This is a genomic window from Paracidovorax wautersii (assembly GCF_900113035.1).
Taxonomy (GTDB): Bacteria; Pseudomonadota; Gammaproteobacteria; order Burkholderiales; family Burkholderiaceae_C; genus Paracidovorax; species Paracidovorax wautersii.
Window position 1 is genome coordinate 22,497 of sequence record NZ_FONX01000020.1, and the last position, 25,776, is coordinate 48,272.

33 protein-coding genes and 1 tRNA gene are annotated in these 25,776 nt (G+C 66.6%); 7 read left to right on the top strand and 27 right to left on the bottom strand.

All coding sequences use genetic code 11. The features are described from left to right. Positions 1 to 23: 23 nt before the first annotated feature. On the bottom strand, positions 24 to 1,073 hold the full coding sequence (locus BM070_RS21180) for a coiled-coil domain-containing protein (RefSeq protein ID WP_139222901.1): 1,050 nt from the start codon (positions 1,071 to 1,073) through the stop codon (positions 24 to 26). A 141-nt stretch (positions 1,074 to 1,214) separates the two neighbouring features. On the opposite strand from BM070_RS21180, the gene BM070_RS21185 reads away from it, so the two are divergent. After that, positions 1,215 to 1,655, top strand: coding sequence for a DNA-binding protein (locus BM070_RS21185; protein ID WP_092941646.1), 441 nt, complete (start codon positions 1,215 to 1,217; stop codon positions 1,653 to 1,655). A 39-nt stretch (positions 1,656 to 1,694) separates the two neighbouring features. On the opposite strand, the gene BM070_RS21190 is transcribed toward BM070_RS21185, so the two are convergent. Together BM070_RS21190 and BM070_RS21195 are read right to left on the bottom strand one after the other, a co-directional pair. Further along, on the bottom strand, positions 1,695 to 3,008 hold the full coding sequence (locus BM070_RS21190; RefSeq protein WP_092941648.1) for a DUF445 domain-containing protein: 1,314 nt from the start codon (positions 3,006 to 3,008) through the stop codon (positions 1,695 to 1,697). Between the two features lie 61 nt (positions 3,009 to 3,069). Then, complete coding sequence (locus BM070_RS21195) at positions 3,070 to 4,203, bottom strand: aminotransferase class V-fold PLP-dependent enzyme (RefSeq protein WP_092941650.1); 1,134 nt, start codon at positions 4,201 to 4,203, stop codon at positions 3,070 to 3,072. Between the two features lie 169 nt (positions 4,204 to 4,372). Between BM070_RS21195 and ltaE the strand changes: the two genes are divergently transcribed. Further along, a complete protein-coding gene (gene ltaE, locus BM070_RS21200; RefSeq protein WP_092941652.1) occupies positions 4,373 to 5,437 on the top strand; it encodes a low-specificity L-threonine aldolase in 1,065 nt (354 codons plus the stop codon). A gap of 90 nt (positions 5,438 to 5,527) precedes the next feature. Here ltaE and BM070_RS21205 read toward each other — a convergent pair whose 3' ends face one another. Continuing rightward, entirely contained in the window at positions 5,528 to 6,250 is a 723-nt protein-coding gene (locus tag BM070_RS21205; protein WP_092941654.1) for a YggS family pyridoxal phosphate-dependent enzyme, read from the bottom strand. Positions 6,251 to 6,315: 65 nt separating this feature from the next. Here BM070_RS21205 and BM070_RS21210 point away from each other — a divergent pair, with 65 nt between their 5' ends. From BM070_RS21210 to BM070_RS21225, 4 genes are all read left to right on the top strand, one after another. Further along, entirely contained in the window at positions 6,316 to 7,359 is a 1,044-nt protein-coding gene (locus BM070_RS21210) for a type IV pilus twitching motility protein PilT (protein ID WP_092941656.1), read from the top strand. A gap of 70 nt (positions 7,360 to 7,429) precedes the next feature. Further along, positions 7,430 to 8,092: a cyclic nucleotide-binding domain-containing protein gene (locus BM070_RS21215; RefSeq protein ID WP_092941658.1), complete on the top strand. Its 663-nt coding sequence runs from the start codon at positions 7,430 to 7,432 to the stop codon at positions 8,090 to 8,092. 78 nt (positions 8,093 to 8,170) lie between these two features. Next, positions 8,171 to 9,307, top strand: a complete 1,137-nt coding sequence (locus BM070_RS21220) for a PilT/PilU family type 4a pilus ATPase (protein WP_092941660.1) — start codon at positions 8,171 to 8,173, stop codon at positions 9,305 to 9,307. A 100-nt stretch (positions 9,308 to 9,407) separates the two neighbouring features. Further along, positions 9,408 to 10,349, top strand: a complete 942-nt coding sequence (locus tag BM070_RS21225) for an NAD(P)-dependent oxidoreductase (RefSeq protein WP_092941662.1) — start codon at positions 9,408 to 9,410, stop codon at positions 10,347 to 10,349. 64 nt (positions 10,350 to 10,413) lie between these two features. Here BM070_RS21225 and BM070_RS21230 read toward each other — a convergent pair whose 3' ends face one another. The 3 genes from BM070_RS21230 to BM070_RS21240 all read right to left on the bottom strand — a co-directional run bounded on the left by BM070_RS21230 (position 10,414) and on the right by BM070_RS21240 (position 12,353). Then, the gene (locus BM070_RS21230) at positions 10,414 to 11,199 is read right to left on the bottom strand and encodes a BON domain-containing protein (protein ID WP_092941664.1); all 786 of its coding nucleotides are present in this window, start codon (positions 11,197 to 11,199) and stop codon (positions 10,414 to 10,416) included. Next, entirely contained in the window at positions 11,196 to 11,801 is a 606-nt protein-coding gene (locus BM070_RS21235) for an SIS domain-containing protein (RefSeq protein ID WP_092941666.1), read from the bottom strand. Before BM070_RS21235 ends, BM070_RS21230 begins: the two co-directional genes overlap by 4 nt. 93 nt (positions 11,802 to 11,894) lie before the next feature. Beyond that, positions 11,895 to 12,353, bottom strand: a complete 459-nt coding sequence (locus BM070_RS21240; RefSeq protein ID WP_092941668.1) for a YraN family protein — start codon at positions 12,351 to 12,353, stop codon at positions 11,895 to 11,897. On the opposite strand from BM070_RS21240, the gene rsmI reads away from it, so the two are divergent. Beyond that, positions 12,353 to 13,333: a 16S rRNA (cytidine(1402)-2'-O)-methyltransferase gene (gene rsmI, locus BM070_RS21245; protein WP_175518574.1), complete on the top strand. Its 981-nt coding sequence runs from the start codon at positions 12,353 to 12,355 to the stop codon at positions 13,331 to 13,333. The genes BM070_RS21240 and rsmI overlap by 1 nt on opposite strands. Positions 13,334 to 13,461: 128 nt before the next feature. On the opposite strand, the gene BM070_RS21250 is transcribed toward rsmI, so the two are convergent. The 20 genes from BM070_RS21250 to BM070_RS21345 form a co-directional block, all read right to left on the bottom strand. After that, complete coding sequence (locus BM070_RS21250; protein WP_092941670.1) at positions 13,462 to 14,727, bottom strand: Hsp70 family protein; 1,266 nt, start codon at positions 14,725 to 14,727, stop codon at positions 13,462 to 13,464. A gap of 263 nt (positions 14,728 to 14,990) precedes the next feature. After that, positions 14,991 to 15,067: transfer RNA gene (locus BM070_RS21255), tRNA-Met, on the bottom strand. Positions 15,068 to 15,085: 18 nt separating this feature from the next. Beyond that, entirely contained in the window at positions 15,086 to 15,484 is a 399-nt protein-coding gene (gene rplQ, locus BM070_RS21260; protein ID WP_092941672.1) for a 50S ribosomal protein L17, read from the bottom strand. A gap of 93 nt (positions 15,485 to 15,577) precedes the next feature. Further along, positions 15,578 to 16,570, bottom strand: a complete 993-nt coding sequence (locus BM070_RS21265) for a DNA-directed RNA polymerase subunit alpha (RefSeq protein ID WP_092941674.1) — start codon at positions 16,568 to 16,570, stop codon at positions 15,578 to 15,580. A 113-nt stretch (positions 16,571 to 16,683) separates the two neighbouring features. Then, positions 16,684 to 17,307 carry a 30S ribosomal protein S4 gene (gene rpsD / locus BM070_RS21270; RefSeq protein WP_092941676.1) on the bottom strand — a complete coding sequence of 208 codons (624 nt, stop codon included), beginning with the start codon at positions 17,305 to 17,307 and terminating at the stop codon, positions 16,684 to 16,686. A gap of 88 nt (positions 17,308 to 17,395) precedes the next feature. Beyond that, positions 17,396 to 17,800, bottom strand: a complete 405-nt coding sequence (gene rpsK / locus BM070_RS21275; RefSeq protein WP_011793799.1) for a 30S ribosomal protein S11 — start codon at positions 17,798 to 17,800, stop codon at positions 17,396 to 17,398. 16 nt (positions 17,801 to 17,816) lie between these two features. Further along, positions 17,817 to 18,182, bottom strand: a complete 366-nt coding sequence (rpsM, locus tag BM070_RS21280) for a 30S ribosomal protein S13 (protein WP_091457140.1) — start codon at positions 18,180 to 18,182, stop codon at positions 17,817 to 17,819. Positions 18,183 to 18,205: 23 nt separating this feature from the next. Then, positions 18,206 to 18,319: a 50S ribosomal protein L36 gene (rpmJ, locus tag BM070_RS21285; RefSeq protein WP_005793651.1), complete on the bottom strand. Its 114-nt coding sequence runs from the start codon at positions 18,317 to 18,319 to the stop codon at positions 18,206 to 18,208. Positions 18,320 to 18,462: 143 nt separating this feature from the next. After that, on the bottom strand, positions 18,463 to 19,782 hold the full coding sequence (secY, locus tag BM070_RS21290; RefSeq protein ID WP_092941678.1) for a preprotein translocase subunit SecY: 1,320 nt from the start codon (positions 19,780 to 19,782) through the stop codon (positions 18,463 to 18,465). Positions 19,783 to 19,804: 22 nt separating this feature from the next. Then, positions 19,805 to 20,236 carry a 50S ribosomal protein L15 gene (gene rplO / locus BM070_RS21295; protein ID WP_092941745.1) on the bottom strand — a complete coding sequence of 144 codons (432 nt, stop codon included), beginning with the start codon at positions 20,234 to 20,236 and terminating at the stop codon, positions 19,805 to 19,807. A gap of 10 nt (positions 20,237 to 20,246) precedes the next feature. After that, a complete protein-coding gene (gene rpmD / locus BM070_RS21300; protein ID WP_013593076.1) occupies positions 20,247 to 20,429 on the bottom strand; it encodes a 50S ribosomal protein L30 in 183 nt (60 codons plus the stop codon). A gap of 14 nt (positions 20,430 to 20,443) precedes the next feature. Further along, complete coding sequence (gene rpsE, locus BM070_RS21305; RefSeq protein WP_092941680.1) at positions 20,444 to 20,962, bottom strand: 30S ribosomal protein S5; 519 nt, start codon at positions 20,960 to 20,962, stop codon at positions 20,444 to 20,446. A gap of 17 nt (positions 20,963 to 20,979) precedes the next feature. Continuing rightward, a complete protein-coding gene (gene rplR, locus BM070_RS21310; RefSeq protein WP_092941682.1) occupies positions 20,980 to 21,345 on the bottom strand; it encodes a 50S ribosomal protein L18 in 366 nt (121 codons plus the stop codon). A gap of 11 nt (positions 21,346 to 21,356) precedes the next feature. Further along, positions 21,357 to 21,890 carry a 50S ribosomal protein L6 gene (gene rplF / locus BM070_RS21315; protein WP_092941683.1) on the bottom strand — a complete coding sequence of 178 codons (534 nt, stop codon included), beginning with the start codon at positions 21,888 to 21,890 and terminating at the stop codon, positions 21,357 to 21,359. 24 nt (positions 21,891 to 21,914) lie between these two features. Continuing rightward, the gene (rpsH, locus tag BM070_RS21320; RefSeq protein WP_005793636.1) at positions 21,915 to 22,310 is read right to left on the bottom strand and encodes a 30S ribosomal protein S8; all 396 of its coding nucleotides are present in this window, start codon (positions 22,308 to 22,310) and stop codon (positions 21,915 to 21,917) included. A 20-nt stretch (positions 22,311 to 22,330) separates the two neighbouring features. Then, entirely contained in the window at positions 22,331 to 22,636 is a 306-nt protein-coding gene (gene rpsN, locus BM070_RS21325; RefSeq protein ID WP_005793633.1) for a 30S ribosomal protein S14, read from the bottom strand. An 8-nt stretch (positions 22,637 to 22,644) separates the two neighbouring features. Then, positions 22,645 to 23,184: a 50S ribosomal protein L5 gene (gene rplE, locus BM070_RS21330; protein ID WP_092941685.1), complete on the bottom strand. Its 540-nt coding sequence runs from the start codon at positions 23,182 to 23,184 to the stop codon at positions 22,645 to 22,647. 9 nt (positions 23,185 to 23,193) lie between these two features. Beyond that, a complete protein-coding gene (gene rplX, locus BM070_RS21335; protein WP_092941687.1) occupies positions 23,194 to 23,514 on the bottom strand; it encodes a 50S ribosomal protein L24 in 321 nt (106 codons plus the stop codon). Positions 23,515 to 23,523: 9 nt separating this feature from the next. Further along, positions 23,524 to 23,892, bottom strand: a complete 369-nt coding sequence (gene rplN, locus BM070_RS21340; RefSeq protein WP_092941747.1) for a 50S ribosomal protein L14 — start codon at positions 23,890 to 23,892, stop codon at positions 23,524 to 23,526. 195 nt (positions 23,893 to 24,087) lie between these two features. Continuing rightward, positions 24,088 to 25,680: a glycerol-3-phosphate dehydrogenase/oxidase gene (locus tag BM070_RS21345; RefSeq protein WP_092941689.1), complete on the bottom strand. Its 1,593-nt coding sequence runs from the start codon at positions 25,678 to 25,680 to the stop codon at positions 24,088 to 24,090. Positions 25,681 to 25,776 lie beyond the last annotated feature (96 nt).

Consider the following 25,776-nt stretch of genomic DNA (forward strand, 5'->3'; position numbering starts at 1 on the left):
CGGCCCCGGCAGGCCGAGGGCTGTCAGAGCTTGATGGCACCCTTGTCTGGCAGCTTGTATTGCGGCCACAAGCTATCGAGCACGAGCACCGCCCACGGCGAGAGGCCGTCGGCATTGGCTTGCGCCTGCAAGATCACGCCCTTTTCACCCAGATTTCCGCGGTATTGCTGGCCCCGGAACTGGATTTCCACGACGGAGGCGACATGCACGACGGAGCCATGCACCACACTCCATTGAGTGATCTCGTGCACATGCTGGAAATCCTCCAGGCGGGCCGTGGCGAGCGCCACGCGCGCGGCGGTTTCGGCACGCGCACGCTCCTGCTCCGGCCCCAGTTCAGCCTCCATCTTCTGAACTTCCGCCTGCAGTTCGGCCAGTTGCTGCTGCTCCCACTCCTGACCGGCCTGCAGGTCTGCCAGGCGGGACCGTTCTCGCCCCTGCAGCTCGGCCAGGTTGCGCTTGAGCTGGGTGATGCGCCCGGCATGCAGACGGGGGTAGGCGGCCATGGCCCAGGCCTCTCCACGGGTGCAGGCTGCGGCGGCGGCCTGCAGGTCGCCCAGATCGCCATGACCCCGCAGCGCTTCGATGCGGAAGTCGCGGCAATCGGCCATGCGAGTCAGGCGTTCCAGATCGGCCGTCATCCAGGAGCGGAAGAACTCCTCGCCTTCGTCCTGGCGCGAAGACTCTGCCAGGCGGGCACGCTCATCCACGCGCGCCTGTTGCTGCTGGAGCCTTTCGCGCTCGGTTGCGAGCATCGCTTGCAGTTGTTCGATTTGGAACGCACCGTCCTTTTGATGGGCCTGGATCTGCTGCTGGGTACTTTTCTCGAAATGGGCCCGCGCATCTCGGTACTCGCACCGGTATTCGACGATGCGCCGCTCCCGGTCGTCGTCGAACGCGCGCCACTCGGTCTTGGCGCAGGCCTGCCGGGTGTCCAAGGCCTTGCCGATGGTGGTGTCGGGCATGGCATTCCAGACCGAGTCCTTGACCAGCCGCACGTCGCCGTCGGTGCAGCCGGCCACCCACAGGGCCACGCCCAGCCAGCCCAGCCAACGCATCTTCATACCGCCCACGGCACACCTCGTTTCGTATCTGGCGGGCAACGCCTCGGCCAGCCCTTTGACGGCAGACTCAACGTTACCAAAAATCAATTCATTCGCTTAACTATAACTCCCAGTTACGCTGATGCACAGCATGGTCCCTAGCGTGACGCCATGGATACCAAACAGCGGTTTGCGGAAAGGTTACGTGCGGCCATGTCTGCCGCCGGCTACGAGCCTCGGCCTGCCGTGCTGGAGCGGGAGTTCAACACCCGCCACTGGGGCAAGCCCATGACGCTGCATGGGGTGCGCCGCTGGCTGGTGGGTGAAACCATGCCCGACCACCGCAAGCTGATGACGCTGGCCGAATGGCTGAAGGTGCCCGCGGAAGAACTGGCCTGGGGCAGTGCCGAAGCGCCCGAAGGCACCCCGCTGCGAGTGGCTGAGCCGCCCGCCCCCTGGAACGTCGGCGCGCCCTATCAGGACCGCGAGCTGTTCGACATCTATCAGCGCCTGCCAGTGGCGCAGCGCCGCCTGGCGCGCGACGTCATCCTGGCCATCGCCCGCGCCCACGAGGCCGATGAGGCGGACCGCGCCGGCCTGTCCCGCCGCTGAACGGAAGCCACCCGGAGGAGCCGGCGCAGCCCAGCGGGGTCAGGAGCCCAGCACCGCGCCCGCCGCGTCCATCAGCTCCCCGGCGTGCGACAGCGCGAAGAGCAGCAGCCCCACCAGCCCGCCCACCACCGTGCCGTTGATGCGGATGTACTGCAGGTCGCGGCCGATGTGCAGTTCCGCCAGGCGCGCCATCTCGCGTGCGTCCCAGCGCTCGACGGTGGCGCGGATGTGGTCGGCCACCGAGCGCGATACATCGGGTGCCCACTGGGCGGCCCAGAGTTCGAGCCGCACGTTCAGGCGCACGCGCAGCGCGGCATCGCCGGCCAGCGACATGCCCAGCCACTGGCCCATGGCGGCCACCTGGCGCGAGACTTCGGAATGCTCGTCGTTCAGGTCGCGGCGCAGCGCCTCGCGCACCCGGCCCCAGAGCTCCGCCACATAGGCGCCGAGCTTGGGGTCGTCCTGCAGATAGGCGCGGATCTCTTCGCCGCGCCGCGCCCAGTCCGGGTCGGTCTGCAGCCGGTCCACCAGGCGCTGCATGGCGGTGTCCAGCGTGTCGCGCAGCTGGTGGTGCGGGTCCTTGGCGACCTCCTCGAGCAGGCTCTCGATGGCATGGGCGATGGCGCCCGCGCCCTTGGCGCCCAGCCAGTCGGTGGGCAGCACCTTTTCCTTCAGCGGATGCTCGCGCCGGATCCACTGCACCAGCGTGTCGGCGATGAAGGCGCGCGTCTCGGCCGACTGCAGCATGCCGCCCAGGCGCAGCAGCAGGTCGTCGAGCAGCGCCTGGTGGCGCCCGCCCTGGGTGAGCGCGCCCAGGGCCGCGCCCATCGAGCGGCTGAGGTCGATGCGCCCGAGGAGCGCGCGCGCCGCCTGGCCCAGCAGTTCCTGGATCTTGGTGTCTTCCACCGTGTCGAGCGCGGCGGCGGCCAGGCGCGCCACCTGCCGGCCCAGCAGGCCGGCGTTGGCCGGCGCGGTGAGCCACTGCGCCAGCATGTCGGCCGGGTCGTGCCGGCGGATCATGCTGACCAGCGAGGGCGCGTCGAGGAATTCCCCGCGCACGAACTCGGCCAGGTTGCCGCCAATGCGGTCCTTGTTGCGGGCGATGATGTCGGTGTGCCCGCCGACCCAGGGCAGCGGGATGCGGCGGAACAGCGCGGAGACGGCGAACCAGTCGGCGAGCGCGCCGACCAGGGCGGCCTCGGCCACGGCGCGAATGCAGTCCACGGCCAGGCCGCGCGGGAAGAGATAGGTGGCGGCGAACACCGCCACCACCATCAGCAGCAGGCCGGTGGCCTGGCGCTTGGCGCGCTGCAGCAGCGCTTCTTGATCCTGTCGGGGGGCTTGCAACGGCATGGCCCAAAGAATAGCCGCCGGGGCGGCGCCGCGCCAAGGCGCGGCCTCTTTCCCTGCAGGGTCAGCGGGGGATGACCTGATCGAGCGCGGTGCGCAGGTGGCCCACGGTGCGCTCCACGTTGTGCCACTTCTCCAGCCCGAAGAGGCCGATGCGGAAGGTGCGGAAGTCCGCGCCCTCGCCGCACTGCAGCGGCACGCCGGCAGCGGTCTGCAGGCCCACGGCGGCGAACTTGGAGCCGTTCTGGATGCCCGGGTCGGTGGTGTAGCTCACCACCACGCCGGGCGCCTTGAAGCCTTCGGCCGCCACGCTGGGCAGGCCGCGCGACTCGAGCAGCTCGCGCACCTGGGCGCCCAGGGCGATCTGCTCGGCGCGCACCTTCTCGAAGCCGTAGTCGCGGGTCTCCAGCATCACGCCCTGCAGCTGCACCAGCGCGTCGGTGGGCATGGTGGTGTGATAGGCGTGCTGGCCCTTTTCGTAGCCTTCGGCGATCTGCATCCACTTCTTCAGGTCGCACGAGAAGCTGGAGCTCTGCGTGCCTTCGATGGCCTCGCGGGCGCGCTCGCTCAGCATCACCATGGCGCAGCAGGGCGAACCGCTCCAGCCCTTCTGCGGGGCGCTGATGAGCACGTCCACGCCGGTGGCGCGCATGTCCACCCACATGGCGCCGGAGGCCACGCAGTCGAGCACGAAGAGCGCGCCCACCTCGTGCGCGGCGTCGGCCACGGTGCGGAGGTAGTCGTCGGGCAGGATGATGCCGCTGGCGGTTTCCACGTGCGGCGCGAAGACGACCTTGGGCCGCTCGGCGCGGATGGTGGCGGCCACCTCGTCGGCCGGGCACGGCGCCCACGGGGCCTGTGCGCCCTCGCCCTGCTGGCGGGCCTTGCACACCACCGCGCCGCCACCCAGGCCGCCGGCGTCGAAGATCTGGCTCCAGCGGTAGCTGAACCAGCCGTTGCGCACGATCAGCACCTTCTCGCGGTTGGCGAACTGGCGCGCCACGGCCTCCATGCCGAAGGTGCCGCTGCCCGGCACCAGCACGGCCGTGTGGGCGCCGTACACCTGCTTGAGCGTGGCGAGGATGTCCTGCATCACGCCGGTGAAGCGCTTGGACATGTGGTTGAGCGCGCGGTCGGTAGAGACCACCGAGAATTCGAGCAGACCGTCAGGGTCGATATGGGGCAGCAGGCCGGGCATGGAATGGTTCTCCGAATCGCAGACGAAAAAAGTCGCGGGGCAGCTTAGCACGCACCTCTTGCCGCCCGGGAGGCCCGGCGCCATGCCCCCGACGCCGCCGCGGCCGGGCCTTGCGGCCGCCTTACGATGTGCCTCTTGTTGCGCCACCTCGACAGTAAATTACCCCACCATGCCCGACTTCCGTAGCGACACCGTCACCCAGCCCACCGCCGCCATGCGCGCCGCCATGCTTGCCGCCCCGCTGGGCGACGACGTGTTCGGCGACGACCCTTCCGTCAACGCGCTGCAGGCGCATGCCGCCGGGCTGCTGGGCTTCGAGGCCGCGCTGTTCGCGCCCTCGGGCACGCAGACCAACCTGATCGCGCTGATGGGCCACTGCCAGCGCGGCGACGAGGCCATCGTCGGCCAGAACTGGCACACCTACCGCTGGGAAGGCGGCGGCATGGCGGTGCTGGGCTCGATCCAGCCGCAGCCCGTGGAACACCAGCCCGACGGCACGCTGGCCCTGGCGGACATCGCCGCCGCCATCAAGCCGGACGACCCGCACTTCGCCCGCACCCGGCTGGTGGTGCTGGAGAACACCACCGGCGGCCGCGTGCTGCCCACGCCCTACGTCGCCCAGGTGGCGCAGCTGGCGCGCTCGCGCGGCCTGGGCATGCACCTGGACGGCGCCCGCCTCTTCAACGCCGCCATGGCGAACGCCGAGGCCAACGGCACCGGCGTGTACGACGAGGCACGCGCGCTCTGCGGGCATTTCGACACCGTCTCGCTCTGCCTCAGCAAGGGCCTGGGCGCGCCCGTGGGCTCGCTGCTGCTGGGCTCGCACGACTTCATCGCCCGCGCCCGCCGCACCCGCAAGATGCTGGGCGGCGGCATGCGCCAGGCCGGCATGCTGGCCGCCGCGGGCCAGCATGCGCTGGAGCATCACGTCGAACGGCTGGCGGAAGACCACGCCCTGCTGCGCCGCCTGGCCGAAGGCCTGGCGCAAGCCGGCCGCAGCCACCCGGTTCTCGCCGGCCGGCTGACGGTGGCCTCGGCCCACACCAACATCCTTTTTGCCGACGTGCAGGCCGACGTCGCGCCCGCCTTCACCGCCTGGCTGGCAGCGCACGGCGTGCGCGTGACCAGCGGGCTCTATGCCGGCCAGACGCGCCTGCGCTGGGTGACGCACCTGGACGTGTCAGCGGCCGACGTGGAGGCGGCGCTGGACTGCGTGCAGCGCTTCGCCGGCTGATCCATTGCTCCTTTTTTGATAGCTGCATGCGCTTGATCGACAAGCGCTGCAGCCCTGAAAGGCTTGAAAGAAGGCGCTGAAGCCAGCGCCTCAGGCCGCCGGGTACTGCCGCCCGCCGAAGATGCCGCTGCCCACGCGGACCAGGGTGCTGCCGGCGCGCACGGCGGCGTCCAGATCGGCCGTCATGCCCAGCGACAGGGTATCGACGCCGCCCAGCCCGTCTGCGGCCAGCGCGTCGCGCACGGCCACCCACACCGCATGGGCGCGCGCATGCACGGCGCACTGCGCGTCGAAGCCTTCCACGGCGTCGGGAATGCTCATCACCCCGCGCAGCGCCAGGCGCGGCAGCCGCGCCACCGCGCGGGCCAGCGCCACGGCGTCATCCGGCGACACGCCGGCCTTGGTGGCGCCGCCGTCCACGTTGACCTGGATGCAGACCTGCAGCGGCGGCAGGCCTTCGGGCCGCTGGTCCGACAGGCGCTCGGCGATCTTGAGCCGGTCCACCGTGTGCACCCAGTCGAAATGCGTGGCCACCAGGCGCGTCTTGTTGCTCTGCAGCGGGCCGATGCAGTGCCACTCCAGCGCGTGCGGCAGCTGCATGGCGGCCACCAGGGCCATCTTCTCGACGGCCTCCTGCACGTAGTTCTCGCCGAAGCAGCGCTGGCCGGCCAGGGCCGCCTCGCGCACCGCCTCGGGCCCGAAGGTCTTGGAAACGGCGAGCAGCGACACGCTGCCCGCATCGCGCCCGGCCGCCGCGCACGCCGCATCGAGGCGGGTGCGTACTTGTTGGAGGTTGTTACCGATCGTCGTCATAATGTTTGTTCGAGCGTATCAAACGCGCTGCGGCACCGTCATCCTCAACGACCGAGAGACCTTTCGTGGACATCACCCAGCTGCTCGCCTTCAGTGTGAAGAACAAGGCATCCGACCTGCATCTCTCGGCCGGCCTGCCGCCCATGATCCGCGTGCACGGCGACGTGCGGCGCATCAACGTCGAGCCGCTGGACCACAAGACGGTCCACGCCATGGTGTACGACATCATGAGCGACGCCCAGCGCAAGGTGTATGAAGAGTTCCTCGAAATCGACTTCTCGTTCGAGATCGAGGGCCTGGCGCGCTTCCGGGTCAATGCCTTCAACCAGAACCGGGGCGCGGCCGCCGTGTTCCGCACCATCCCCAGCAAGATCCTCACGCTGGAGCAGCTCAACGCGCCCAAGATCTTCGCCGACCTGGCCATGAAGCCGCGCGGCCTGGTGTTGGTGACCGGCCCCACGGGCTCGGGCAAGTCCACCACGCTGGCGGCCATGGTCAACCACCTGAACGAAAACGAATACGGCCACATCCTGACGGTGGAAGACCCGATCGAATTCGTGCACGAATCCAAGAAGTGCCTCATCAACCAGCGCGAAGTGGGGCCGATGACGCTCTCCTTCGCCGCCGCGCTGAAGTCCGCGCTGCGCGAGGACCCGGACGCCATCCTGGTGGGCGAAATGCGCGATCTCGAAACCATCCGCCTGGCCATGACGGCGGCCGAGACGGGCCACCTGGTCTTCGGCACGCTGCACACCTCCAGCGCCGCCAAGACCATCGACCGGATCATCGACGTGTTCCCGGCCGAAGAGAAGGAGATGGTCCGCGCCATGCTGTCCGAATCGCTGCAGGCCGTGATCTCGCAGACCCTGTGCAAGACCAAGGACGGCTCGGGCCGCGTGGCGGCGCACGAGATCATGCTGGGCACCAGCGCCATCCGCAACCTGATCCGCGAGGCCAAGGTGGCGCAGATGTACTCCACCATCCAGACCAGCAGCGGCGTGGGCATGCAGACCCTGGACCAGAACCTCACCGACCTGGTCCGCCGCAACGTCATCAGCCCGGCCGAGGCGCGCGGCAAGGCCAAGATCCCCGAGAACTTCCTGGGTTGAGCCGGCCCGGGCGCGCCTGCGCGGCCCGCTGCACGCCAGCTACCGCCCTGCACAGACCGCCCACCGCCCCATGAAAGGCATCCTCGGCCTCCTGAAGCCCCGCGCGCGCCACGGCGCGGCAGGCCCCGCCGGCACACCACCGCAGGCGGCCGAAGCCGCCCCGCCCTCCACGCTCTTCGCCACCGCCTTCGCCGGCCAGGGCGTGGACAGCACCATGCTCGTGCCCTGGGAGGCCCGCGCCGTCGAGGTCGGCGCCCGGCGCCTGCCGGCACGCCAGGGCGGCCGGCAGCTGCAGGCCCTCTGGGCGCAGGACCGGTACATGGCGCTGCTGGGCCCGCAGGCCATCGAGCGCATGGAGCGCTTCTTCGACTTCGCCGCCCTGCCCGCCCACCGCGACGTGGTCCGCCAGGACGAATACGGCAACTTCATGGTCGTGCTGCTCTCGGGCACCATCGCCGTGGACCGTGCGCAGCCCTGGGGCGAGCAACTGCGCCTGGCCGAGGCCCGGCCGGGCGACATCCTGGGCGAGATGTCGCTGCTCGACGGCGGCAGCCGCTTTTCCGCCTGCACCACGCTCACCGACTGCCAGGTGGCCGTGCTGGGCGCCGAGGCGCTGGATGCGATGATGGCCGAAGACCCGCAGCTCGCCGCCGGCCTGGTCGCCCTGCTGGCACGCAAACTGTCGCTGCGGCTGCGCCTGGTGAGCGCACGCCTGAGCGAGGGTCCAAAATGAGGGGCCACGCACGCGCGCCATCGCGCATGCCCGCCCCGACCCACCCCACCCGCCAACCCAATCTGTGGAGACCGTTTGATGGAACGCGATCAGGCCAGTAAATTCATCAACGACCTGCTCAAGCTCATGGTGAGCCGGGGCGGGAGCGACCTGTTCATCACGGCGGACTTCCCCCCCGCCATCAAGGTGGACGGAAAGGTCACCAAGGTGTCGCCCCAGCCGCTGACGCCTGCGCACACCATGACGCTGGCGCGCTCGGTGATGAGCGACAAGCAGGTGGCGGACTTCGAGCGCACCAAGGAATCGAACTTCGCCATCTCGCCCGCGGGCATCGGCCGCTTCCGGGTCAACGCCTTCCTGCAGCAGGGCCGCGTGGGCATGGTGCTGCGCACCATCCCGCTGCAGGTGCCCACCATCGACGGGCTGAACATGCCGCAGGTGCTCAAGGAAGTCGCCATGACCAAGCGCGGCCTGTGCATCCTGGTGGGCGCCACCGGCTCGGGCAAGTCCACCACGCTGGCGGCCATGGTGGACTGGCGCAACGAGAACTCCTACGGCCACATCGTCACGGTCGAAGACCCGATCGAATTCGTCCACCCGCACAAGAACTGCGTGGTCACGCAGCGCGAGGTGGGCCTGGACACCGACAGCTGGGAGGCGGCGCTCAAGAACACGCTGCGCCAGGCCCCCGACGTGATCCTGATGGGCGAGATCCGCGACCGCGAGACCATGGAGCACGCCATCGCGTTCTCCGAAACCGGCCACCTGTGCCTGGCCACGCTGCACGCCAACAGCGCCAACCAGGCGCTGGACCGCATCGTCAACTTCTTCCCCGAAGACCGGCGCGCCCAGGTGCTGATGGATCTGTCGCTCAACCTGCGCGGCATGATCTCGCAGCGCCTCATCCCCAAGCAGGACGGCAAGGGCCGCGCCGCGGCGGCCGAGATCCTGCTCAACACGCCGCTCATCTCCGATCTGATCTTCAAGGGCGAAGTGGCCGAGATCAAGGAGATCATGAAGAAGAGCCGCAACCTGGGCATGCAGACCTTCGACCAGGCGCTGTTCGACTTGTTCGAGGCCCATCAGATCACCTACGAAGACGCGCTGCGCAATGCCGACTCGGTCAACGACCTGCGGCTGCAGATCAAGCTGGGCAGCCAGCGTGCGCGCTCGAGCGACCTGGCCTCGGGCACCGAGCACTTCGCCATCGTCTGAGCCCAAGCTCTTTCGCCTGTCCTCCTTTCCCGCCGCCGGCCCGCTGTTGCACGGGCCGGCCGGCCTTGTCCCTGGATTTTCCCTGGAGCCCCTACCCGCCATGCCGAGCACGAACCCCCGCAGCTACGAAACCACCTCTCCCGCCAAGGTCGCCTTCCTGGGCCTGGGCGTCATGGGCTACCCCATGGCCGGCCACCTGGCGCTGGCCGGCAACGCCGTCACCGTCTACAACCGCACCGCGGCCAAATCCATCGCCTGGGCCGAGGAATTCGCAAGCGCGGGCGCCGGCGCGGTGAAACACGCCGCCACGCCGCGCGAGGCGGCGCAGGGCGCCGACATCGTCTTCTGCTGCGTGGGCAACGACGACGACCTGCGTTCGGTGGTGCTGGGGGCGGACGGCGCCTTCGCCGGCATGCAGCCGGGCGCCATCTTCGTGGACCACACCACGGCCTCGGCCGAGGTGGCGCGCGAGCTGTACAAGGCCGCGCGCACGCTGGGCCTGCAGTTCATCGATGCACCCGTCTCCGGCGGCCAGGCAGGCGCCCAGAACGGCCAGCTCACGGTGATGTGCGGCGGCGATGCGGCCGCCTTCGACGCCGTGCGGCCCACGGCCATGGCCTATTCGCGCGCCTGCACCCTCATCGGCGACAGCGGCGCGGGCCAGCTGGCCAAGATGGTCAACCAGATCTGCATCGCCGGCATCGTGCAAGGCCTGTCGGAGGCCGTGGCCTTCGGCCAGCATGCCGGGCTGGACATGCCGCTGGTGCTCGACGTGATCGGCAAGGGCGCGGCCCAGAGCTGGCAGATGGACAACCGCGGCAAGTCCATGGTGGAGGGCCGCTTCGACTTCGGCTTCGCCGTGGACTGGATGCGCAAGGACCTGGGCCTGGTGCTGGACGAGGCCCACCGCAACGGCGCGCGCCTGCCCGTGACGGCGCTGGTGGACCAGTTCTATGCCGACGTGCAGCAGGCCGGCGGCGCCCGCTGGGACACCTCCAGCCTCATCACCCGGCTGGGCGTGAAGAAGAAGCCACAGGCCTGAAGGCCACGCGGGCGGCGGCCCGGCAGCGCCCAGGGCGGGCGCGCCGGCCACCTTGCCCGGCGGATCAGCGCACCGGCTGCGTCACCACGCCCGTGACGGCCGGCGTGGGCAGCGGGGCCAGCGGCGTGGCCTGCACGCCCGAGGCCGCCGGGGCGGACATTGCAGGCGCTGCCGCCGGCGGCGTGCTGGCGGCGGCCGGGTCCTGCACCACGGGTGCGGGCTGGCGGGCATTGAGGGCCGCATTGCTGCGCGCCAGCTCCTCTTCCGAGACGATCTCGAACACCCGCACCACCTTGCGCACGCCGCTCACGCCGCGGGCGATGTCGGTGGCGCGGTTGGCCTCGCGCGAGGTCACGCGGCCCATCAGATAGACCACGTCGCGCTCGGTCACCACCGTGAAGGCATTGGCGACCAGATCCTTGGCATCGACCAGGCTGGCGCGCACCTTGCCGGTGATGAAGGTGTCGTTGGTGCGCTGGCTGAGGGACGAAGGCGGCATCACGCCCACTTCGTTGACCACGGAGCGCACGTTCTCCACGCCCTGCGCGATCTGCTCGACGCGCTGCTTGTCCTCGGCGCGCTCGGCCTCGCCCGTCAGCAGCACCTGGCGGTTGAAGCTGGTGACGTTGACGTGGACGCGGTCGCCCAGGGCTTCGCGGATGCGGTTGGCGGTGCGCAGCTCGATGCCCTCATCCTCCACCTGCGTGCCGGTGGTGCGGCGGTCGGTCGCCACCAGGGCGCCCATCACCGCGCCGCCGCCGATCAGGACGGGCGCGCAGGCCGACAGCGCAGCAGCCAGCGCAGCGGTGCTGCAGACGAGGCACATCGTGCGGGACAACGGGAATTTCATAGCGGCATCTCCTGTTCACCAAGTAACTGGGCATCCACGCCGTCGCACAGGCAGTGCAGCACGAGGGCATGGACTTCGCGCACGCGGGCGGCGCGGTCGTGGGGTACGGCGATCTGCACGTCGGTCTCGCGCAGCTGCGGCGCCAGCGCGCCGCCGGTGCGGCCGCACAGCGCCACCACCGTCATGTCGCGTTCGTGGGCGGCCTGCACGGCCTGCAGGATCTGGGCATCGTTGCCGCTCACCGTCAGGGCCACCAGCACATCGCCGGCCTGGCCCAGCGCGCGCACCTGGCGGGCGAGGGACTCCCTGTCGGAGCTGTCGGCCTCGTCGGCCAGGCCGCCCATCCAGGCACCGCCCGGCTGCAGGGCGATGGCGGCAAGCTCGGGCCGCTCACGCTCGAAACCGCCCACGCACAGCGCGGCGAACAATTGCGCGTCGGCCACGGAAGCGCCGCTGCCGCAGGCCAGCACTTTCGCGCCGCTGGTGACGCAGGCCAGGATCGCCTGGATGGCAGAGCCGATGGGATGACTGAGGGCTTGCGCCGCCTGGTACTTCAGATCGGCGCTGTCGATGAAGTGCTGTTGGATTCGTTGCTCGAGCATGGGGCCCGGATGATACCCAAGGGGGTGGACCCGCCTGTTGCAAAAGGTGGAGCGCCGCCCACTGGCAAGGCCTCGCTGGGTGCTCGAATCCGCTCAGCCGCCGGCATCGAAGGCGCCGCGCAGCCATTCGACCGAAGCGCCTGCGCCTGCGCCGCCGCCATCCCCGCGCCCCTCCACCAGCACCACGTCGAACCGGCAGGCCGGCGGCGACGGCCAGCGCATGAGGTAATGGCGCGCGGCGAACACGATGCGCTGCTGCTTGACCGCGCCGATGCTGCCGCCCGCCCCGCCGAAGCCGCTGCCGGCGCGGCTGCGCACCTCGACGAACACCAGCGTGCCGTCGCGATCGCGCATGATGAGGTCGATCTCGCCGCCGCCGCGGCCGGGCGTCCGATAATTGCGCTCCACCAGCGTCAGCCGGGCGGCCTGCAGATGCGCCAGTGCGCGGTCTTCGGCGGCATTGCCCCGCTCGCGCGTCGTGCGCCCGGCAGGCGCGGCCTCCGTGCCGGCCTTGCCCCCGCCGCCTCCCCAGTTCTTGCCAAGGAATCCCATTGAGCGCCTCTTTCGCTTCAGCCCTGAGCGCCGCGCGCGATGCGGCGGCCACGCAGCATTATCCGCAGGGCACGCTCTATGTCGTCGCCACGCCCATCGGCAATCTGGCCGACATCACGCTGCGCGCCCTGCACGTGCTGCAGCTGGCCGACGTCATCGCCTGCGAAGACACGCGCCACACGCAGTCCCTGCTGCGCGCCTACGGCATCGACAAGAGCGGCGCCCAGCTGCTGGCCGTCCACCAGCACAACGAGGCCGAGGCCGCCGGCAACGTGGTGGACCGCCTGCGCCAGGGCCTGCGCGTGGCCTATGTGAGCGACGCCGGCACGCCGGGCGTGAGCGACCCCGGCGCCCGGCTGGCCAGCGCCGTGGCCGCTGCCGGGCTGCGCTGCCTGCCCCTGCCCGGCGCCAGCAGCGTGACCACGGCGCTGAGCGTGGCCGGCGCGGTCGCCCACGGCCCCGATGCCGGAGGGTTTCTCTTCGCCGGCTTCCTGCCCACCCGGGGCGCCGAGCGCACTGCCGCCGTGCAGCGCCTGGGCGACGAGCCCCGCTGCGTGGTGCTGCTGGAGGCGCCGCACCGCATCGAAGAGCTGGCGCGCGCGCTGGCCGTGCTGGGCGAGCGCCCCGTCACCCTGGCCCGCGAGCTGACCAAGCAGTTCGAGGAGATCAGCACCCATCCGGCGCAGGCGCTCTCCGCCTGGCTGGACGGCAATCCGCAGCGGGCGCGCGGCGAATTCGTCGTGCTGCTGCACCCGCTGCCCCCCGCCGCCGCCGATGACGACGCCCAGGGCCGCCGCGTGCTGCAGCTGCTGCTGCCCGAGCTGCCGCTGAAGACCGCCGTCCGCATCGCCGCTGACATCACGGGCAATGCGCGCAACGCGCTCTACCCGCTGGCGCTGGAACTGAAGCGCGAGATGGACGAGGACGAAGACGCGGATGGCGCGGCCGATGAAGGCGGCGACGCAAGCCACAGCCGCTGAACCGCCAGGCGCGCAGCGGCACAGGCCACGCGCCTTCGGGATGGGAGGAATTCAGAGGCCTGGAGGCCCCATGCGCGCTTTCTGCCTGGGCAATCAGCTATTAAAACGATAGCATATTGCCAGGCGATTCAACTGCGCGAGTAGGCGAGCCCGGATGCCACGCCGCCGAACAGGTCTCCCTCGACCTGCGGAACGCCCGGGAACACGGCCGTGAGCACGTCGCGCAACGGCTTCAGGGCCGAGGAGCCACCCGTCAGGTAGATCGCGCCGATATCCTGCTGCTGCAGGCCGGCGGCGGCCAGGCAATCGCCCGCGCAGGCCGCGATCTGCCGCAGCGAGGCGTCCAGATGCCGCGCCAGATCGTCCGGCGTGATCTGGGCGGAGAGCCCGCCCTCCAGCCAGTCCAGCGCGATGGTCGCGGGCGCGTGGTGGCGCGATGCCTCGATCTTCGCCGCCTCGACGGTGTTCGCCAGCCGGTGGCCCCAGCGCTCGTTCAGCACGGTCATGAGCCGGTCGTGCAGGCGCACGTCGGCATAGTCGCCGCGCAGCTGCTGCGCCTCGCGCATCGACTTCTGCGCGTATTGCCACTGGATCAGGTGCCAGGTGGACAGGTCGAAGAACACGCGGCTGGGCACCTCGCGGCCCTTGGGGCCGACATGGCGGAAGCCCAGCAGGCTCATCACCTGCTCCAGGTTGAGCTTCCGGTCGAAGTCCGTGCCGCCGATGTGCACGCCGGTCGTGGCGAGCACGTCCGACGAGCGGGCGGCCGCGCCGGTGCGGCCCGGACCGAGCCGCACCACGGTGAAGTCCGACGTACCGCCGCCGATGTCCACCACCAGCACCAGCGCCTCCTCGGTCATGCGCTGCTCGTAGTCCAGGGCCGCGGCGATCGGCTCCAGCTGGAAGCTGATGTTGGCAAAGCCCGCGTCGATCGCGGCCTGCCGCAGGGCGTCTTCGGCCATGCGGTCGCGCGCCGGGTCGTCATCGACGAAATGCACGGGCCGGCCCAGCACCACGCGCTCGGGCATCGCGCCGTCCAGCGCGGTGCGCACCCGCGTGGCGATATGCCGCAGGAACATCGCAATGATGTCCTGGTAGCTCACCAGCGACTCGTGAACGGAGGTCTTGTCCTGCAGCAGCGCGCTGCCGAGCAGGCTCTTGAGCGAGCGCATCAGCCGGCCTTCCACGCCCTCCAGATACTGGTGGACGGCATCGCGGCCGTAATGGGTCTTGTGGTCTTCGGTATTGAAGAACAGCGCCGTCGGCATGATCGGCGCGTCATTGGCATCGAGCGCCAGCAATCGCGAGGTGCCGCCCGTCTGCTGCAGCAAGGACGCAGCGGAATTGGACGTGCCGAAATCGATACCGAGGGTGGAGCCGGGAAGGAACGCCATGGGACAGGAAGAACAGAGGAATTGAAACGGATGAAAGACCTGGCGATGGCGAGAAGCCCAGCCGGCCGGCGTGCATCAATGGCGCGGCGGTGATGCATGTGCCTGCACCCAGGCCGCGAACACACGCCATCGCACGGCATAACCCTGCAGCGTCGGCGATGCCGACATTGCGCCATCCAAGCAATGCACCGGGCAATCCATCGCAGAAACGAAAACGCCCACTAGATAGTGGGCGTTTTGTTCCAGCATCTGACTGCTGAGATTGGTTGCGCGAGAAGGATTTGAACCTCCGACCTTTGGGTTATGAGCCCAACGAGCTACCAGACTGCTCCATCGCGCGGCAAGATTGAATTATAGCTTACTTTGCAGCGTCTGCGGAAGAATCTGCATTCTTTTCTTCAGCACGCTCCACCAGCTCGACGAAAGCCATAGGCGCGTTGTCGCCCACGCGGAAGCCCATCTTCAGGATGCGGGTGTAACCGCCCGGACGGGTCTTGAAACGGGGGCCCAGGTCGTTGAACAGCTTGGTGACGCTGTCGCGGTCACGCAGGCGGTTGAAAGCCAGGCGGCGATTGGCCACGGTGTCTTCCTTGGCCAGGGTGATCATGGGCTCGATCACGCGACGCAGTTCCTTGGCCTTGGGGACCGTGGTCTTGATGGCCTCGTGCTCGATGAGCGAGTTCATCATGTTCTGCAGCATCGCGAGGCGGTGCGAAGAGGTGCGGTTGAGTTTGCGAAGGCCGTGTCCGTGGCGCATGGTGCTGTTTCCTTGTCTTTAATTAAAAACGGGCAGCCGTATCAGGTACTGCCCGCTGCACTGCTCTTTTTCGAAAGAGCCAAAAATTATAGCTTAACGCTTGTCCAAACCAGCCGGAGGCCAGTTTTCCAGCTTCATGCCCAGCGTGAGGCCGCGCGAAGCCAGGACTTCCTTGATCTCGTTGAGCGACTTGCGACCCAGGTTCGGGGTCTTGAGCAGTTCGTTCTCGGTACGTTGGATCAAGTCGCCAATGTAGTAGATGTTTTCGGCCTTCAGGCAGTTGGCCGAACGCACCGTCAGTTCCAGCTCGTCCACAGGACGCAGCAGGATCGGGTCGAACGTCGCATTGCCGCGCGGGCCGGCCGGTGCATCGAATGCAGCCAGTTCGCCGCCTTCCAGCTGGGCGAAAACGGCCAGCTGTTCCACCAGGATCTTGGCCGAGGCGCGCACTGCGTCTTCAGCCGTGATGGCGCCGTTGGTCTCGATCTCGACGACCAGCTTGTCCAGGTCGGTACGCTGCTCGACGCGGGCGCTCTCGACGGTGTAGCTCACGCGCTTGACCGGGGAGAACGAAGCGTCCAGCACGATGCGGCCGATCGACTTCGTCGATTCGTCGGCAAAGCGGCGCAGGTTGCCGGGAACGTAGCCACGGCCCTTTTCGACCTTGATCTGCATGTCCAGCTTGCCGCCGGCAGACAGATGGGCGATCACGTGATCCGGGTTGACGATTTCCACGTCGTGCGGCGTCTGGATGTCGCGTGCGGTGACGATGCCTTCACCGTCCTTGCGCAGGCTCAGCGTGACCTCATCGCGGTTGTGGAGCTTGAACACCACGCCCTTGAGGTTCAGAAGAATGTTGACCACGTCTTCTTGAACGCCATCGATCGACGAGTACTCGTGCAGCACGCCCGCGATCGTGACTTCCGTTGCTGCGTAACCCACCATGGACGAGAGCAGCACACGGCGAATGGCATTGCCCAGCGTGTGGCCGTAACCCCGCTCGAACGGCTCCAATGCGACCTTGGCACGGTTGTGACCAAGTTGTTCGACATTGATTGCCTTGGGTTTCAGCAAATTGGTTTGCATGCAGACTTCCTCTCAATACCCCCAGCTCGTTACACCGGTAAGGCTGTGAAGCGCCTGCACCGCGATGCCTCGCGGTGCAGGAACGGTTTTCTCGAAACGTGGATCAGTGCGAATTAACGCGAATACAGTTCGACGATCAGCGATTCGTTGATGTCGGCACCGAATTCATCACGGTCAGGCACCTTCTTGAAGACGCCTTCGGCCTTGTCGGCATTGACTTCCACCCAAGCCGGCATGCCGACTTGCTGGGCCAGTTGCAGGGCTTCGACCACGCGGGCCTGCTTCTTGGACTTTTCGCGCACGGCAACGACGTCGCCGGTCTTGACCAGGTAGGACGCGATGTTGACGGACTGGCCGTTCACCGTGATGGCCTTGTGCGACACCAGCTGGCGTGCTTCGGCGCGCGTGGAACCGAAGCCCATGCGGTACACGACGTTGTCCAGGCGGGATTCCAGCAGGAACAGCAGGTTGGCGCCGGTGTTGCCCTTGCGGCGGTCAGCGGCTTCGAAGTAGCGGCGGAATTGCTTTTCCAGCACGCCGTACATGCGCTTGACCTTCTGCTTTTCGCGCAGTTGCAGACCGTAGTCGGACGTGCGCTGGCCGGAGGTGCGGCCGTGCTGGCCGGGCTTGGAGTCGAACTTGGCCTTGTCCGCGATGGAGCGGCGTGCGCTCTTCAGGAACAGGTCGGTGCCTTCACGGCGGGAGAGTTTGGCCTTGGGGCCGAGGTAACGTGCCACTTGAGCTTCCTTGTGTCATCTTCCGCAACAGCATTGCGGGAGCCACCGTTGCGCAAGGCAGACGGTGGCGGTGGGCTTCAGAAAAAACTTAGATACGACGGCGCTTCTGAGGGCGGCAGCCGTTGTGGGGAACCGGGGTCACGTCGGAGATGGACGTGATGCGGATACCCAGCGCGCCCAGAGCGCGCACCGACGATTCGCGGCCAGGACCGGGGCCCTTGATCTCGACGTCGAGGTTCTTGATACCTTGTTCGATCGCAGCGCGACCGGCCACTTCGGAAGCCACCTGGGCTGCGAAAGGCGTCGACTTGCGCGAGCCCTTGAAGCCTTGGCCACCGGAGGAAGCCCAGGACAGTGCGTTGCCCTGGCGATCGGTGATCGTGATGATGGTGTTGTTGAAGGAGGCATGCACATGGGCGATGCCGTCCGACACGTTCTTGCGAACCTTTTTGCGAACACGCTGTGCAGCGTTATTGGCAGGGGACTTAGCCATTTTGATCTCTCAATCTTTACTTCTTGAGTGCCGCTGCGCCCTTGCGCGGACCCTTGCGGGTGCGGGCGTTGGTGCGCGTGCGCTGGCCGCGCATCGGCAGGCCACGGCGATGACGGAAACCGCGATAGCAGCCGATGTCCATCAGGCGCTTGATGTTCATCGTCGTTTCGCGGCGCAGGTCGCCTTCGATGGTGAACTGAGCGATCTGATCGCGAATTTTTTCCAGGTCGCCGTCCGTCAGATCCTTGATCTTCTTGGAGTAAGCGATGTCGCATGCTTCGCAGATCTTGCGAGCACGGGTGCGACCGATGCCATAAATGGCGGTCAAGCCGATTTCAGCATGCTGATGCGGCGGGATGTTGATGCCAGCGATACGTGCCATGTGCGTCCTCTAATACTTTCCAGTCAACCTTGGCGCTGCTTGTGACGCAGATCCGTGCAGATCACGCGCACCACACCCTTGCGGCGGATGATCTTGCAGTTGCGGCAGATTTTCTTGACCGAAGCCGAAACTCTCATTTCATTCTCCTAAAACTTGCCCACGTTCCGGCCACAGCGCGGAACACAAAATTTCGTGCCCGCGAAGATCGAAGGCATTCATAAACCGTAACTTGCCCAGGCGAACCCGCGACTATAGCGCAGTTACCCGAAACTGCCCAGACTCAAGTTCCGGGCGTCGCTTTGAAGTTCGCCTTTTTGAGGAGCGATTCGTACTGCTGCGACATCATGTAGTTCTGGACCTGGGCCATGAAGTCCATGGTCACCACCACAATGATCAGAAGCGACGTGCCACCGAAATAGAACGGAACGTTGTATTTCAGGATCAGGAACTCCGGCAGCAGACAGACGAACGTGATGTACACGGCGCCCGCCAGCGTGAGGCGAACCAGAATCTTGTCGATGTAGCGGGCGGTCTGCTCGCCAGGACGGATCCCGGGAATGAACGCACCACTCTTCTTCAGGTTGTCGGCAGTCTCGCGGCTGTTGAACACGAGCGCCGTGTAGAAGAAGCAGAAGAACACGATGGCCGCAGCGTAGAACATCACATAGACCGGCTGACCAGGGGTCAGTGCGCTAGAGATGTCGCGCAGCCAGCGCATGGACTCACCCGCGCTGAACCAGTTCACCACCGTTGCCGGCAGCAGGATGATCGACGACGCGAAGATCGGCGGGATCACGCCAGCCATGTTCAGCTTCAGGGGCAGATGCGACGACTGACCGCCGTACACCTTGTTGCCGACCTGACGCCGCGCATAGTTGACCAGGATCTTGCGCTGACCACGCTCCACGAAGACGACGAAGTACGTCACCAGGCCGACCACGATCACGATGAAGATGGCTGCCAGGATGCTCATGGCACCCGTGCTCACCAGCTCCAGCAATCCACCGATCGAGCTGGGCAGCCCCGCGGCGATGCCGGCGAAGATCAGGATCGAGATCCCGTTGCCCAGGCCACGCTCGGTGATCTGCTCGCCCAGCCACATCAGGAACATCGTCCCTGCCGTGAGGCTCACGACCGCCGTCATACGGAAGCCGAAGCCCGGGCTCAGCACCAGGCCGGCGGAGCTTTCCAGCGCCACGGCGATGCCCAGCGACTGGAAGATCGCCAGGCCCAGCGTGCCGTAGCGCGTGTACTGCGTGATCTTGCGGCGACCGGCTTCGCCTTCCTTCTTCAGCTGCTCGAAGCTCGGGATGACGTAGGTCATCAGCTGCATGATGATCGATGCCGAGATGTACGGCATGATCCCCAGTGCAAACACCGTGAAGCGCGAGAGCGCCCCACCCGAGAACATGTTGAACAGGTTCAGGATGCCGCCTTGGTGGCCACTGAACAGCTGCTGCAGCTGCGCCGGATCGATGCCCGGCACCGGGATATGAGCCCCGATGCGGTAAACGATCAGCGCGAGCAGCAGAAAAACCAGACGGCGACGCAAATCACCGAACTTGCCGGTTTTCGCAATTTGAGCTGCGTTCGTAGCCACTGATGCTTTCCTTCAGAACCGATCAGGCCAGGCTGCCGCCGGCAGCTTCGATAGCCGCCTTCGCAGCAGCGGTCGCGCCGATGCCCGTCAGCTTCACAGCCTTGGACAGCGAACCGCTGTTGATCACCTTCACGACCTTGGCGCGTTGGCCCACCAGACCGGCGGTCTTCAGAGCCAGCAGATCCACTTCGGCGAGTTCCAGCTTGTCCAGGGCGGTCAGGGTCACTTCTGCGTTGAACTTCAGCAGATGCGACTTGAAGCCACGCTTGGGCAGACGGCGCTGCAGAGGCATTTGACCGCCTTCGAAGCCCACCTTGTGGTAGCCACCCGAACGCGACTTCTGACCCTTGTGACCGCGGCCAGCGGTCTTGCCCAGACCGGAGCCGATACCACGGCCGACGCGGCGCTTGGCATGTTTCGCTCCATCTGCGGGCTTGATGCTATTGAGTTCCATCATCAACCTCTCAGAGGACCTTGACCAGATAGCTGATCTTGTTAATCATGCCGCGCACTTCGGGGCTGTCCTTCAGCTCGCTGATGCTGTTCAGCTTGCGAAGGCCCAGGCCGCGCACGGTGGCACGGTGCGATTCCTTGGTGCCGATAGGGCTGCGCACCAGTTGAATCTTGACGGTTTGTTGCGTAGTCATTTGCAAAGCTCCGTTCAGGCGAAGATGTCTTCGACCGACTTGCCGCGCTTGGCTGCCACTTCCGAAGGGGTCGTGGAGTTCACCAGCGCGTCGAACGTGGCGCGGACCATGTTGTAGGGGTTCGACGAGCCGTGGCTCTTGGCCACGATGTCCGTCACGCCCAGAACTTCGAACACGGCACGCATCGGGCCGCCAGCGATGATGCCGGTACCCTTGGGAGCCGGAGCCATCATCACGACGGCAGCGCCGTGGTGACCCGTCACGTTGTGGTGGATGGTGCCGTTCTTGAGCGACACCTTCACCATGTTGCGGCGGGCTTCTTCCATGGCCTTCTGCACGGCAGCAGGCACTTCCTTGGACTTGCCCTTGCCCATGCCCACGCGGCCATCACCGTCGCCGACCACGGTCAGTGCAGCGAAGCCGAGGATACGGCCGCCCTTCACGACTTTGGTCACGCGGTTGACCGCGATCATTTTTTCGCGCAGACCGTCGTCCTGACCTTCGCTCTGCACTTTGGGTTGAAATTTAGCCATTTTGTATTTCGCTCCGCTTAGAACTGCAGGCCGGCTTCACGAGCGGCGTCGGCCAGAGCCTTGACGCGGCCGTGATAGGCAAAGCCTGCACGATCGAATGCAACCTTCTCGATGCCGGCGGCCTTCGCCTTTTCAGCGATGCGCTTGCCGATGGCCTGGGCTGCGGCGGCATTGCCACCCTTGCCGGAGCCGCCGAGTTCCTTGCGCACATCGGCCTCGGCCGTGGAAGCGCTGGCCAGCACCTTGGTGCCGTCGCCGGAAATCACGCTGGCGTAGATGTGGAGGTTCGTACGGTTCACCGTCAGACGCGCCACGCCTTGCTGTGCAATGCGGATACGGGTCTGGCGGGCACGACGAAGACGCTGCTCTTTCTTGGTCAACATGTTGCAGCTCCTTATTTCTTCTTGGTCTCTTTGATCGTGACTTTTTCGTCCGCATAGCGGATGCCCTTGCCCTTGTAGGGCTCGGGAGGACGAACGGCACGGATCTCAGCAGCCAATTGGCCGACGCGCTGGCGGTCGGCACCCTTGATCACGATTTCGGTCGGGGTCGGGGTGGCGACGGTGATGCCAGCAGGCATTTCGAAGTTCACGGGGTGCGAGTAGCCGACGTTGAGGTTCAGCTTGGCGCCCGAAGCCGCCGCCTTGTAACCCACACCGATCAGGCTCAGCTTCTTTTCGAAGCCCTTGCTCACGCCCAGCACCATGTTGTTCACCAACTGACGGATGGTGCCGCTCATGGCGTTGGCTTCGCGGGAATCATTGGCAGGCTCGAAGCCGAGCTTGCCTTCGTTGTTGGACACCTTGACCAGGGCGTTCTGGGTCAGCGACAGCGTGCCGCCCGAACCCTTCACACTGATCTGGTCGCCATTGATGGACACATCCACGCCAGCGGGGATGGTCACCGGCATTTTTCCTACGCGGGACATTTCAGTTTCTCCTCGATGCCACGGTTAAGCGACGTAGCAAAGCACTTCGCCGCCGACGCCGGTGGCACGTGCCTTGCGATCCGTCATCACGCCCTTGGGGGTGGTGACGATGGCAACGCCCAGGCCGTTCATGACCTGGGGGATGGAGTCGCGGCCCTTGTACACGCGCAGGCCAGGACGGCTCACGCGCTCGATGCGCTCGATCACCGGACGGCCGGCGTAGTACTTCAGTGCGATTTCAAGTTCGGACTTGCCGGCTTCGGTCTTGACCTGGAAGCCGTCGATATAACCCTCGTCCTTCAGCACTTGCGCGATGGCGATCTTCACTTTGGAAGAAGGCACCAGCACGGTGGCTTTGGACACCATCTGCGCGTTACGGATGCGGGTCAGCAAGTCAGCGATGGGATCACTCATGCTCATGTTGTATCTCTCCTGCCTGCTTACCAGCTGGCCTTGGTGACACCAGGGATGTCGCCGGCAAATGCCAGTTCACGGATCTTCGCGCGAGCCAGACCGAACTGGCGGAACGTACCGCGGGGACGACCGGTGATTTCGCAACGGTTGCGCTGGCGCGTGGGATTCGCGTTGCGGGGAAGCTTCTGCAGGCCCAGGCGGGCTGCGTCACGCTCTTCGTCGCTACGCTTGGCGTCGCCGGCGATAGCCTTCAGCTCGGCATACTTGGCGGCGTACTTGGCGGCCAGTTTTTCGCGCTTCAGTTCGCGCTGGATCAAAGCTACTTTAGCCATACGCTGCCTCAGTTCTTGAAGGGGAAACGGAAGCCAGCGAGAAGCGCCTTGGCTTCTTCGTCGGTCTTGGCCGTCGTGGTGATGCTGATATTGAGACCGCGCAAGGCATCGACCTTGTCGTACTCGATTTCAGGGAAGATGATCTGTTCTTTGACGCCGATGTTGTAGTTGCCACGGCCGTCGAAAGCGCGGCCGGAGATACCACGGAAGTCACGGACGCGGGGCAGAGCCACGGTCACGAAACGGTCCAGGAACTCATACATCTGAACGCCACGCAGGGTGACCATGCAGCCGATGGCCTGGCCTTCGCGGATCTTGAAACCAGCGATAGCCTTCTTGGCCTTGGTGACCACGGGCTTTTGGCCGGCGATCTTGGTCAGGTCAGCCACGGCGTTGTCCATGACCTTCTTGTCGGAAACAGCTTCGCTCACACCCATGTTCAGGGTGATCTTCGTCAGGCGAGGAACTTCCATCGACGACGTGTAGCCGAACTGCTTGGTGAGTTCGGGAACGATCTTTTCGCGGTAGTGTTGTTGCAGTCGTGCCATGTTGACTCCTTACGCCGCCTTGATTTCAGCGCCGCTGGACTTGAACACGCGAACGCGCGAACCATCCGCTTGCACCTTGATGCCAACGCGATCGGCCTTGCCGGTTGCCGCGTTGAAGATGGCCACATTCGATTGGTGGATAGGCATGGACTTTTCCACGATGCCGCCGGTGGAACCCTTCATGGGGTTCGGCTTGACGTGCTTCTTGACCGTGTTGATGCCTTCGATGACCACATGGGAATCATCGTGGCGCAGCGTCACAGTGCCGCGCTTGCCCTTGTCGCGCCCGGTGAGCACGATCACTTCATCGCCCTTGCGAATCTTGTTCATGGCGAGTCCTCAGAGAACTTCGGGAGCCAGGGACACGATCTTCATGAACCGCTCGGTACGCAGTTCACGCGTCACGGGGCCAAAGATGCGGGTGCCGATGGGCTCCAGCTTTGCATTCAGCAACACAGCTGCGTTGCCGTCGAATTTGACGAGCGAGCCATCGCCGCGGCGAATGCCCTTCGCCGTGCGAACCACCACTGCGCTGTAAACCTCGCCTTTTTTGACGCGGCCACGGGGAGCGGCTTCTTTCACGCTGACCTTGATGATGTCGCCCACGCTGGCGTAGCGACGCTTGGAGCCCCCCAGCACCTTGATGCACAGGACGGACTTCGCGCCGGTGTTATCGGCGACGTCTAACCGGGTTTCTGTCTGGATCATTTCAATATTCCCAACTTGCACCAGAGGATCGCCAGCCCCAGAGAACTTCTCAAGGGCTGAAATCAGCCAGTCAGTCTTGGGCCCGTCGTCCACACCGCAAACCATTTGCAGCGCTTCCGTCTGGGCAGAAACTCCGCGTCTTTTAACGCGAAGCCCTCCATTGTGGCAAAACCTGGAGGGGGAGTCAAGGCCCCGTCAAGCAGGCACGTGGGCGTACTGTTGCGCGAGCGCCAAGAAGGCGTCGAGCTGGGGGTCGGTGCCCAGCTCGTCCTGCAGCAGGGCGGCCACGGCGGGCGCCAGCGAGGCGGCCAGCCGGGCGTCCAGGAAGAGCAGGCGCGAACGGCGCGCCAGCACATCCTCGACGGTGCGGGCGTATTCGTGGCGCGCCGCGAAGCGGACCATGGCCTCGGTGAGGCCGGGCGCCAGCTCCACGTCTGCCCCGGGCAGGGCGGCCACCAGCGCCGCCTCGGTGCCGTAGGAGTGCAGGCCCTGCGCGTCGCAGAGGCGCTGCGGCACCGCCCCGTCCGGCGCGCCCACCACGGGCAGGTCGCTGGTGCGCGATGCGGAGCGCGGGGCGAGCAGATGCTCTTCGACGCATTTCTGCAACACGTCTTCGGCCATGGCGCGGTAGGTGGTCCATTTGCCGCCGGTGACGGTGACCAGGCCGCTGCGGCCCACGGCCACCGTGTGCTCGCGGCTAATGGCCTTGGTGTTGCCGTCGTCGTCCTGGGGCTTGACCAGGGGGCGCAGGCCCACCCAGATGCTGCGCACGTCGGCGGCCTGGGGAGCGCGGCGCAGGTAGCGCGCCGACTCGCCCAGGATGAAGGCGACCTCTTCGTGCAGGGCGACGGGCTCGCGTGCGAGGTCATGGCGCGGGCTGTCGGTGGTGCCCAGGATGAGCTTGCCCAGCCAGGGCACGGCGAAAAGCACGCGGCCGTCGGCCGTCTTGGGCACCATCAGCGCGTGGTCGGAGGGCAAAAAGTCGCGGTCCACCACGATGTGCACGCCCTGGCTGGGCGCCACCATGGGCCGCACCGGGTTTCCGGTGGCTTCGCCGTCCTGCTGGCGCAGGCCGTCCACCCACACGCCGGTGGCGTTGACCACGCAGGCGGCGCGGATCTCGAAGCGGCGGCCGGTTTCGGCGTCTTCGCAGACCAGGCCGGCCACCTTGCCGGCTTCGTGGATCAGTTCGCGGGCCGGGCAGTAGTTGACCAGCAGCGCGCCGTGGGCGGCGGCCGTGCGTGCCAGAGCGAGCGCCAGGCGCGCATCGTCGAACTGGCCATCCCAGTATTTGACGCCGCCCTTGAGCCCTTCGGGCCGGGCGGTGGGCAGGCAGCGCAGCGCTTGCGCGCGGCCCAGGAATTCGGTGGCACCCAGGCCGGCCTTGCCGGCCAGGGCGTCGTACATCTTCAGGCCGACGCCGTAGAAAGGCGTCTCCCAGAACTTGTAGGAAGGCATCACGAAGGCCAGCGGCTGCGCCAGATGCGGGGCGTTGTGCAGCAGCGTGGTGCGTTCGTGCAGGGCTTCGCGCACCAGGGAGATATTGCCCTGGGCGAGATAGCGCACCCCTCCGTGGACCAGCTTGGTAGCGCGCGACGAGGTGCCCTTGGCGAAGTCGTGCGACTCCACCAGCACCACGCGGTAGCCACGGGTGGCCGCGTCCAGCGCCACACCCAGCCCGGTCGCCCCGCCGCCGATCACCGCCAGGTCGTAGGCGACCGGCTCGGCGAGGCGGGCCAGCAGATCGGCGCGGACAGTCGGCAGCGGGGTGGCGGGAACGTGGTTCATGGGGTGGGATTGTCCATTGGTCGCGGAGGATTTAAGGGTAAACCCTTAATTTCTTTGCCATGCCGGCAAAGGTGGGGAGACAGCGGTGGGCCTGCA

Coding starts and splice junctions, on each gene's coding strand:
- BM070_RS21185 (WP_092941646.1), top strand. CDS start 1,215: ATGGATACCAAACAGCGGTTTGCGGAAAGGTTACGTGCGGCCATGTCT.
- BM070_RS21190 (WP_092941648.1), bottom strand. CDS start 3,008: ATGCCGTTGCAAGCCCCCCGACAGGATCAAGAAGCGCTGCTGCAGCGC.
- BM070_RS21195 (WP_092941650.1), bottom strand. CDS start 4,203: ATGCCCGGCCTGCTGCCCCATATCGACCCTGACGGTCTGCTCGAATTC.
- ltaE (WP_092941652.1), top strand. CDS start 4,373: ATGCCCGACTTCCGTAGCGACACCGTCACCCAGCCCACCGCCGCCATG.
- BM070_RS21205 (WP_092941654.1), bottom strand. CDS start 6,250: ATGACGACGATCGGTAACAACCTCCAACAAGTACGCACCCGCCTCGAT.
- BM070_RS21215 (WP_092941658.1), top strand. CDS start 7,430: ATGAAAGGCATCCTCGGCCTCCTGAAGCCCCGCGCGCGCCACGGCGCG.
- BM070_RS21220 (WP_092941660.1), top strand. CDS start 8,171: ATGGAACGCGATCAGGCCAGTAAATTCATCAACGACCTGCTCAAGCTC.
- BM070_RS21225 (WP_092941662.1), top strand. CDS start 9,408: ATGCCGAGCACGAACCCCCGCAGCTACGAAACCACCTCTCCCGCCAAG.
- BM070_RS21230 (WP_092941664.1), bottom strand. CDS start 11,199: ATGAAATTCCCGTTGTCCCGCACGATGTGCCTCGTCTGCAGCACCGCT.
- BM070_RS21235 (WP_092941666.1), bottom strand. CDS start 11,801: ATGCTCGAGCAACGAATCCAACAGCACTTCATCGACAGCGCCGATCTG.
- BM070_RS21240 (WP_092941668.1), bottom strand. CDS start 12,353: ATGGGATTCCTTGGCAAGAACTGGGGAGGCGGCGGGGGCAAGGCCGGC.
- BM070_RS21250 (WP_092941670.1), bottom strand. CDS start 14,727: ATGGCGTTCCTTCCCGGCTCCACCCTCGGTATCGATTTCGGCACGTCC.
- rplQ (WP_092941672.1), bottom strand. CDS start 15,484: ATGCGCCACGGACACGGCCTTCGCAAACTCAACCGCACCTCTTCGCAC.
- BM070_RS21265 (WP_092941674.1), bottom strand. CDS start 16,570: ATGCAAACCAATTTGCTGAAACCCAAGGCAATCAATGTCGAACAACTT.
- rpsK (WP_011793799.1), bottom strand. CDS start 17,800: ATGGCTAAGTCCCCTGCCAATAACGCTGCACAGCGTGTTCGCAAAAAG.
- rpsM (WP_091457140.1), bottom strand. CDS start 18,182: ATGGCACGTATCGCTGGCATCAACATCCCGCCGCATCAGCATGCTGAA.
- rpmJ (WP_005793651.1), bottom strand. CDS start 18,319: ATGAGAGTTTCGGCTTCGGTCAAGAAAATCTGCCGCAACTGCAAGATC.
- rplO (WP_092941745.1), bottom strand. CDS start 20,236: ATGGAACTCAATAGCATCAAGCCCGCAGATGGAGCGAAACATGCCAAG.
- rpmD (WP_013593076.1), bottom strand. CDS start 20,429: ATGACTACGCAACAAACCGTCAAGATTCAACTGGTGCGCAGCCCTATC.
- rpsE (WP_092941680.1), bottom strand. CDS start 20,962: ATGGCTAAATTTCAACCCAAAGTGCAGAGCGAAGGTCAGGACGACGGT.
- rplR (WP_092941682.1), bottom strand. CDS start 21,345: ATGTTGACCAAGAAAGAGCAGCGTCTTCGTCGTGCCCGCCAGACCCGT.
- rplF (WP_092941683.1), bottom strand. CDS start 21,890: ATGTCCCGCGTAGGAAAAATGCCGGTGACCATCCCCGCTGGCGTGGAT.
- rpsH (WP_005793636.1), bottom strand. CDS start 22,310: ATGAGCATGAGTGATCCCATCGCTGACTTGCTGACCCGCATCCGTAAC.
- rpsN (WP_005793633.1), bottom strand. CDS start 22,636: ATGGCTAAAGTAGCTTTGATCCAGCGCGAACTGAAGCGCGAAAAACTG.
- rplE (WP_092941685.1), bottom strand. CDS start 23,184: ATGGCACGACTGCAACAACACTACCGCGAAAAGATCGTTCCCGAACTC.
- rplX (WP_092941687.1), bottom strand. CDS start 23,514: ATGAACAAGATTCGCAAGGGCGATGAAGTGATCGTGCTCACCGGGCGC.
- rplN (WP_092941747.1), bottom strand. CDS start 23,892: ATGATCCAGACAGAAACCCGGTTAGACGTCGCCGATAACACCGGCGCG.
- BM070_RS21345 (WP_092941689.1), bottom strand. CDS start 25,680: ATGAACCACGTTCCCGCCACCCCGCTGCCGACTGTCCGCGCCGATCTG.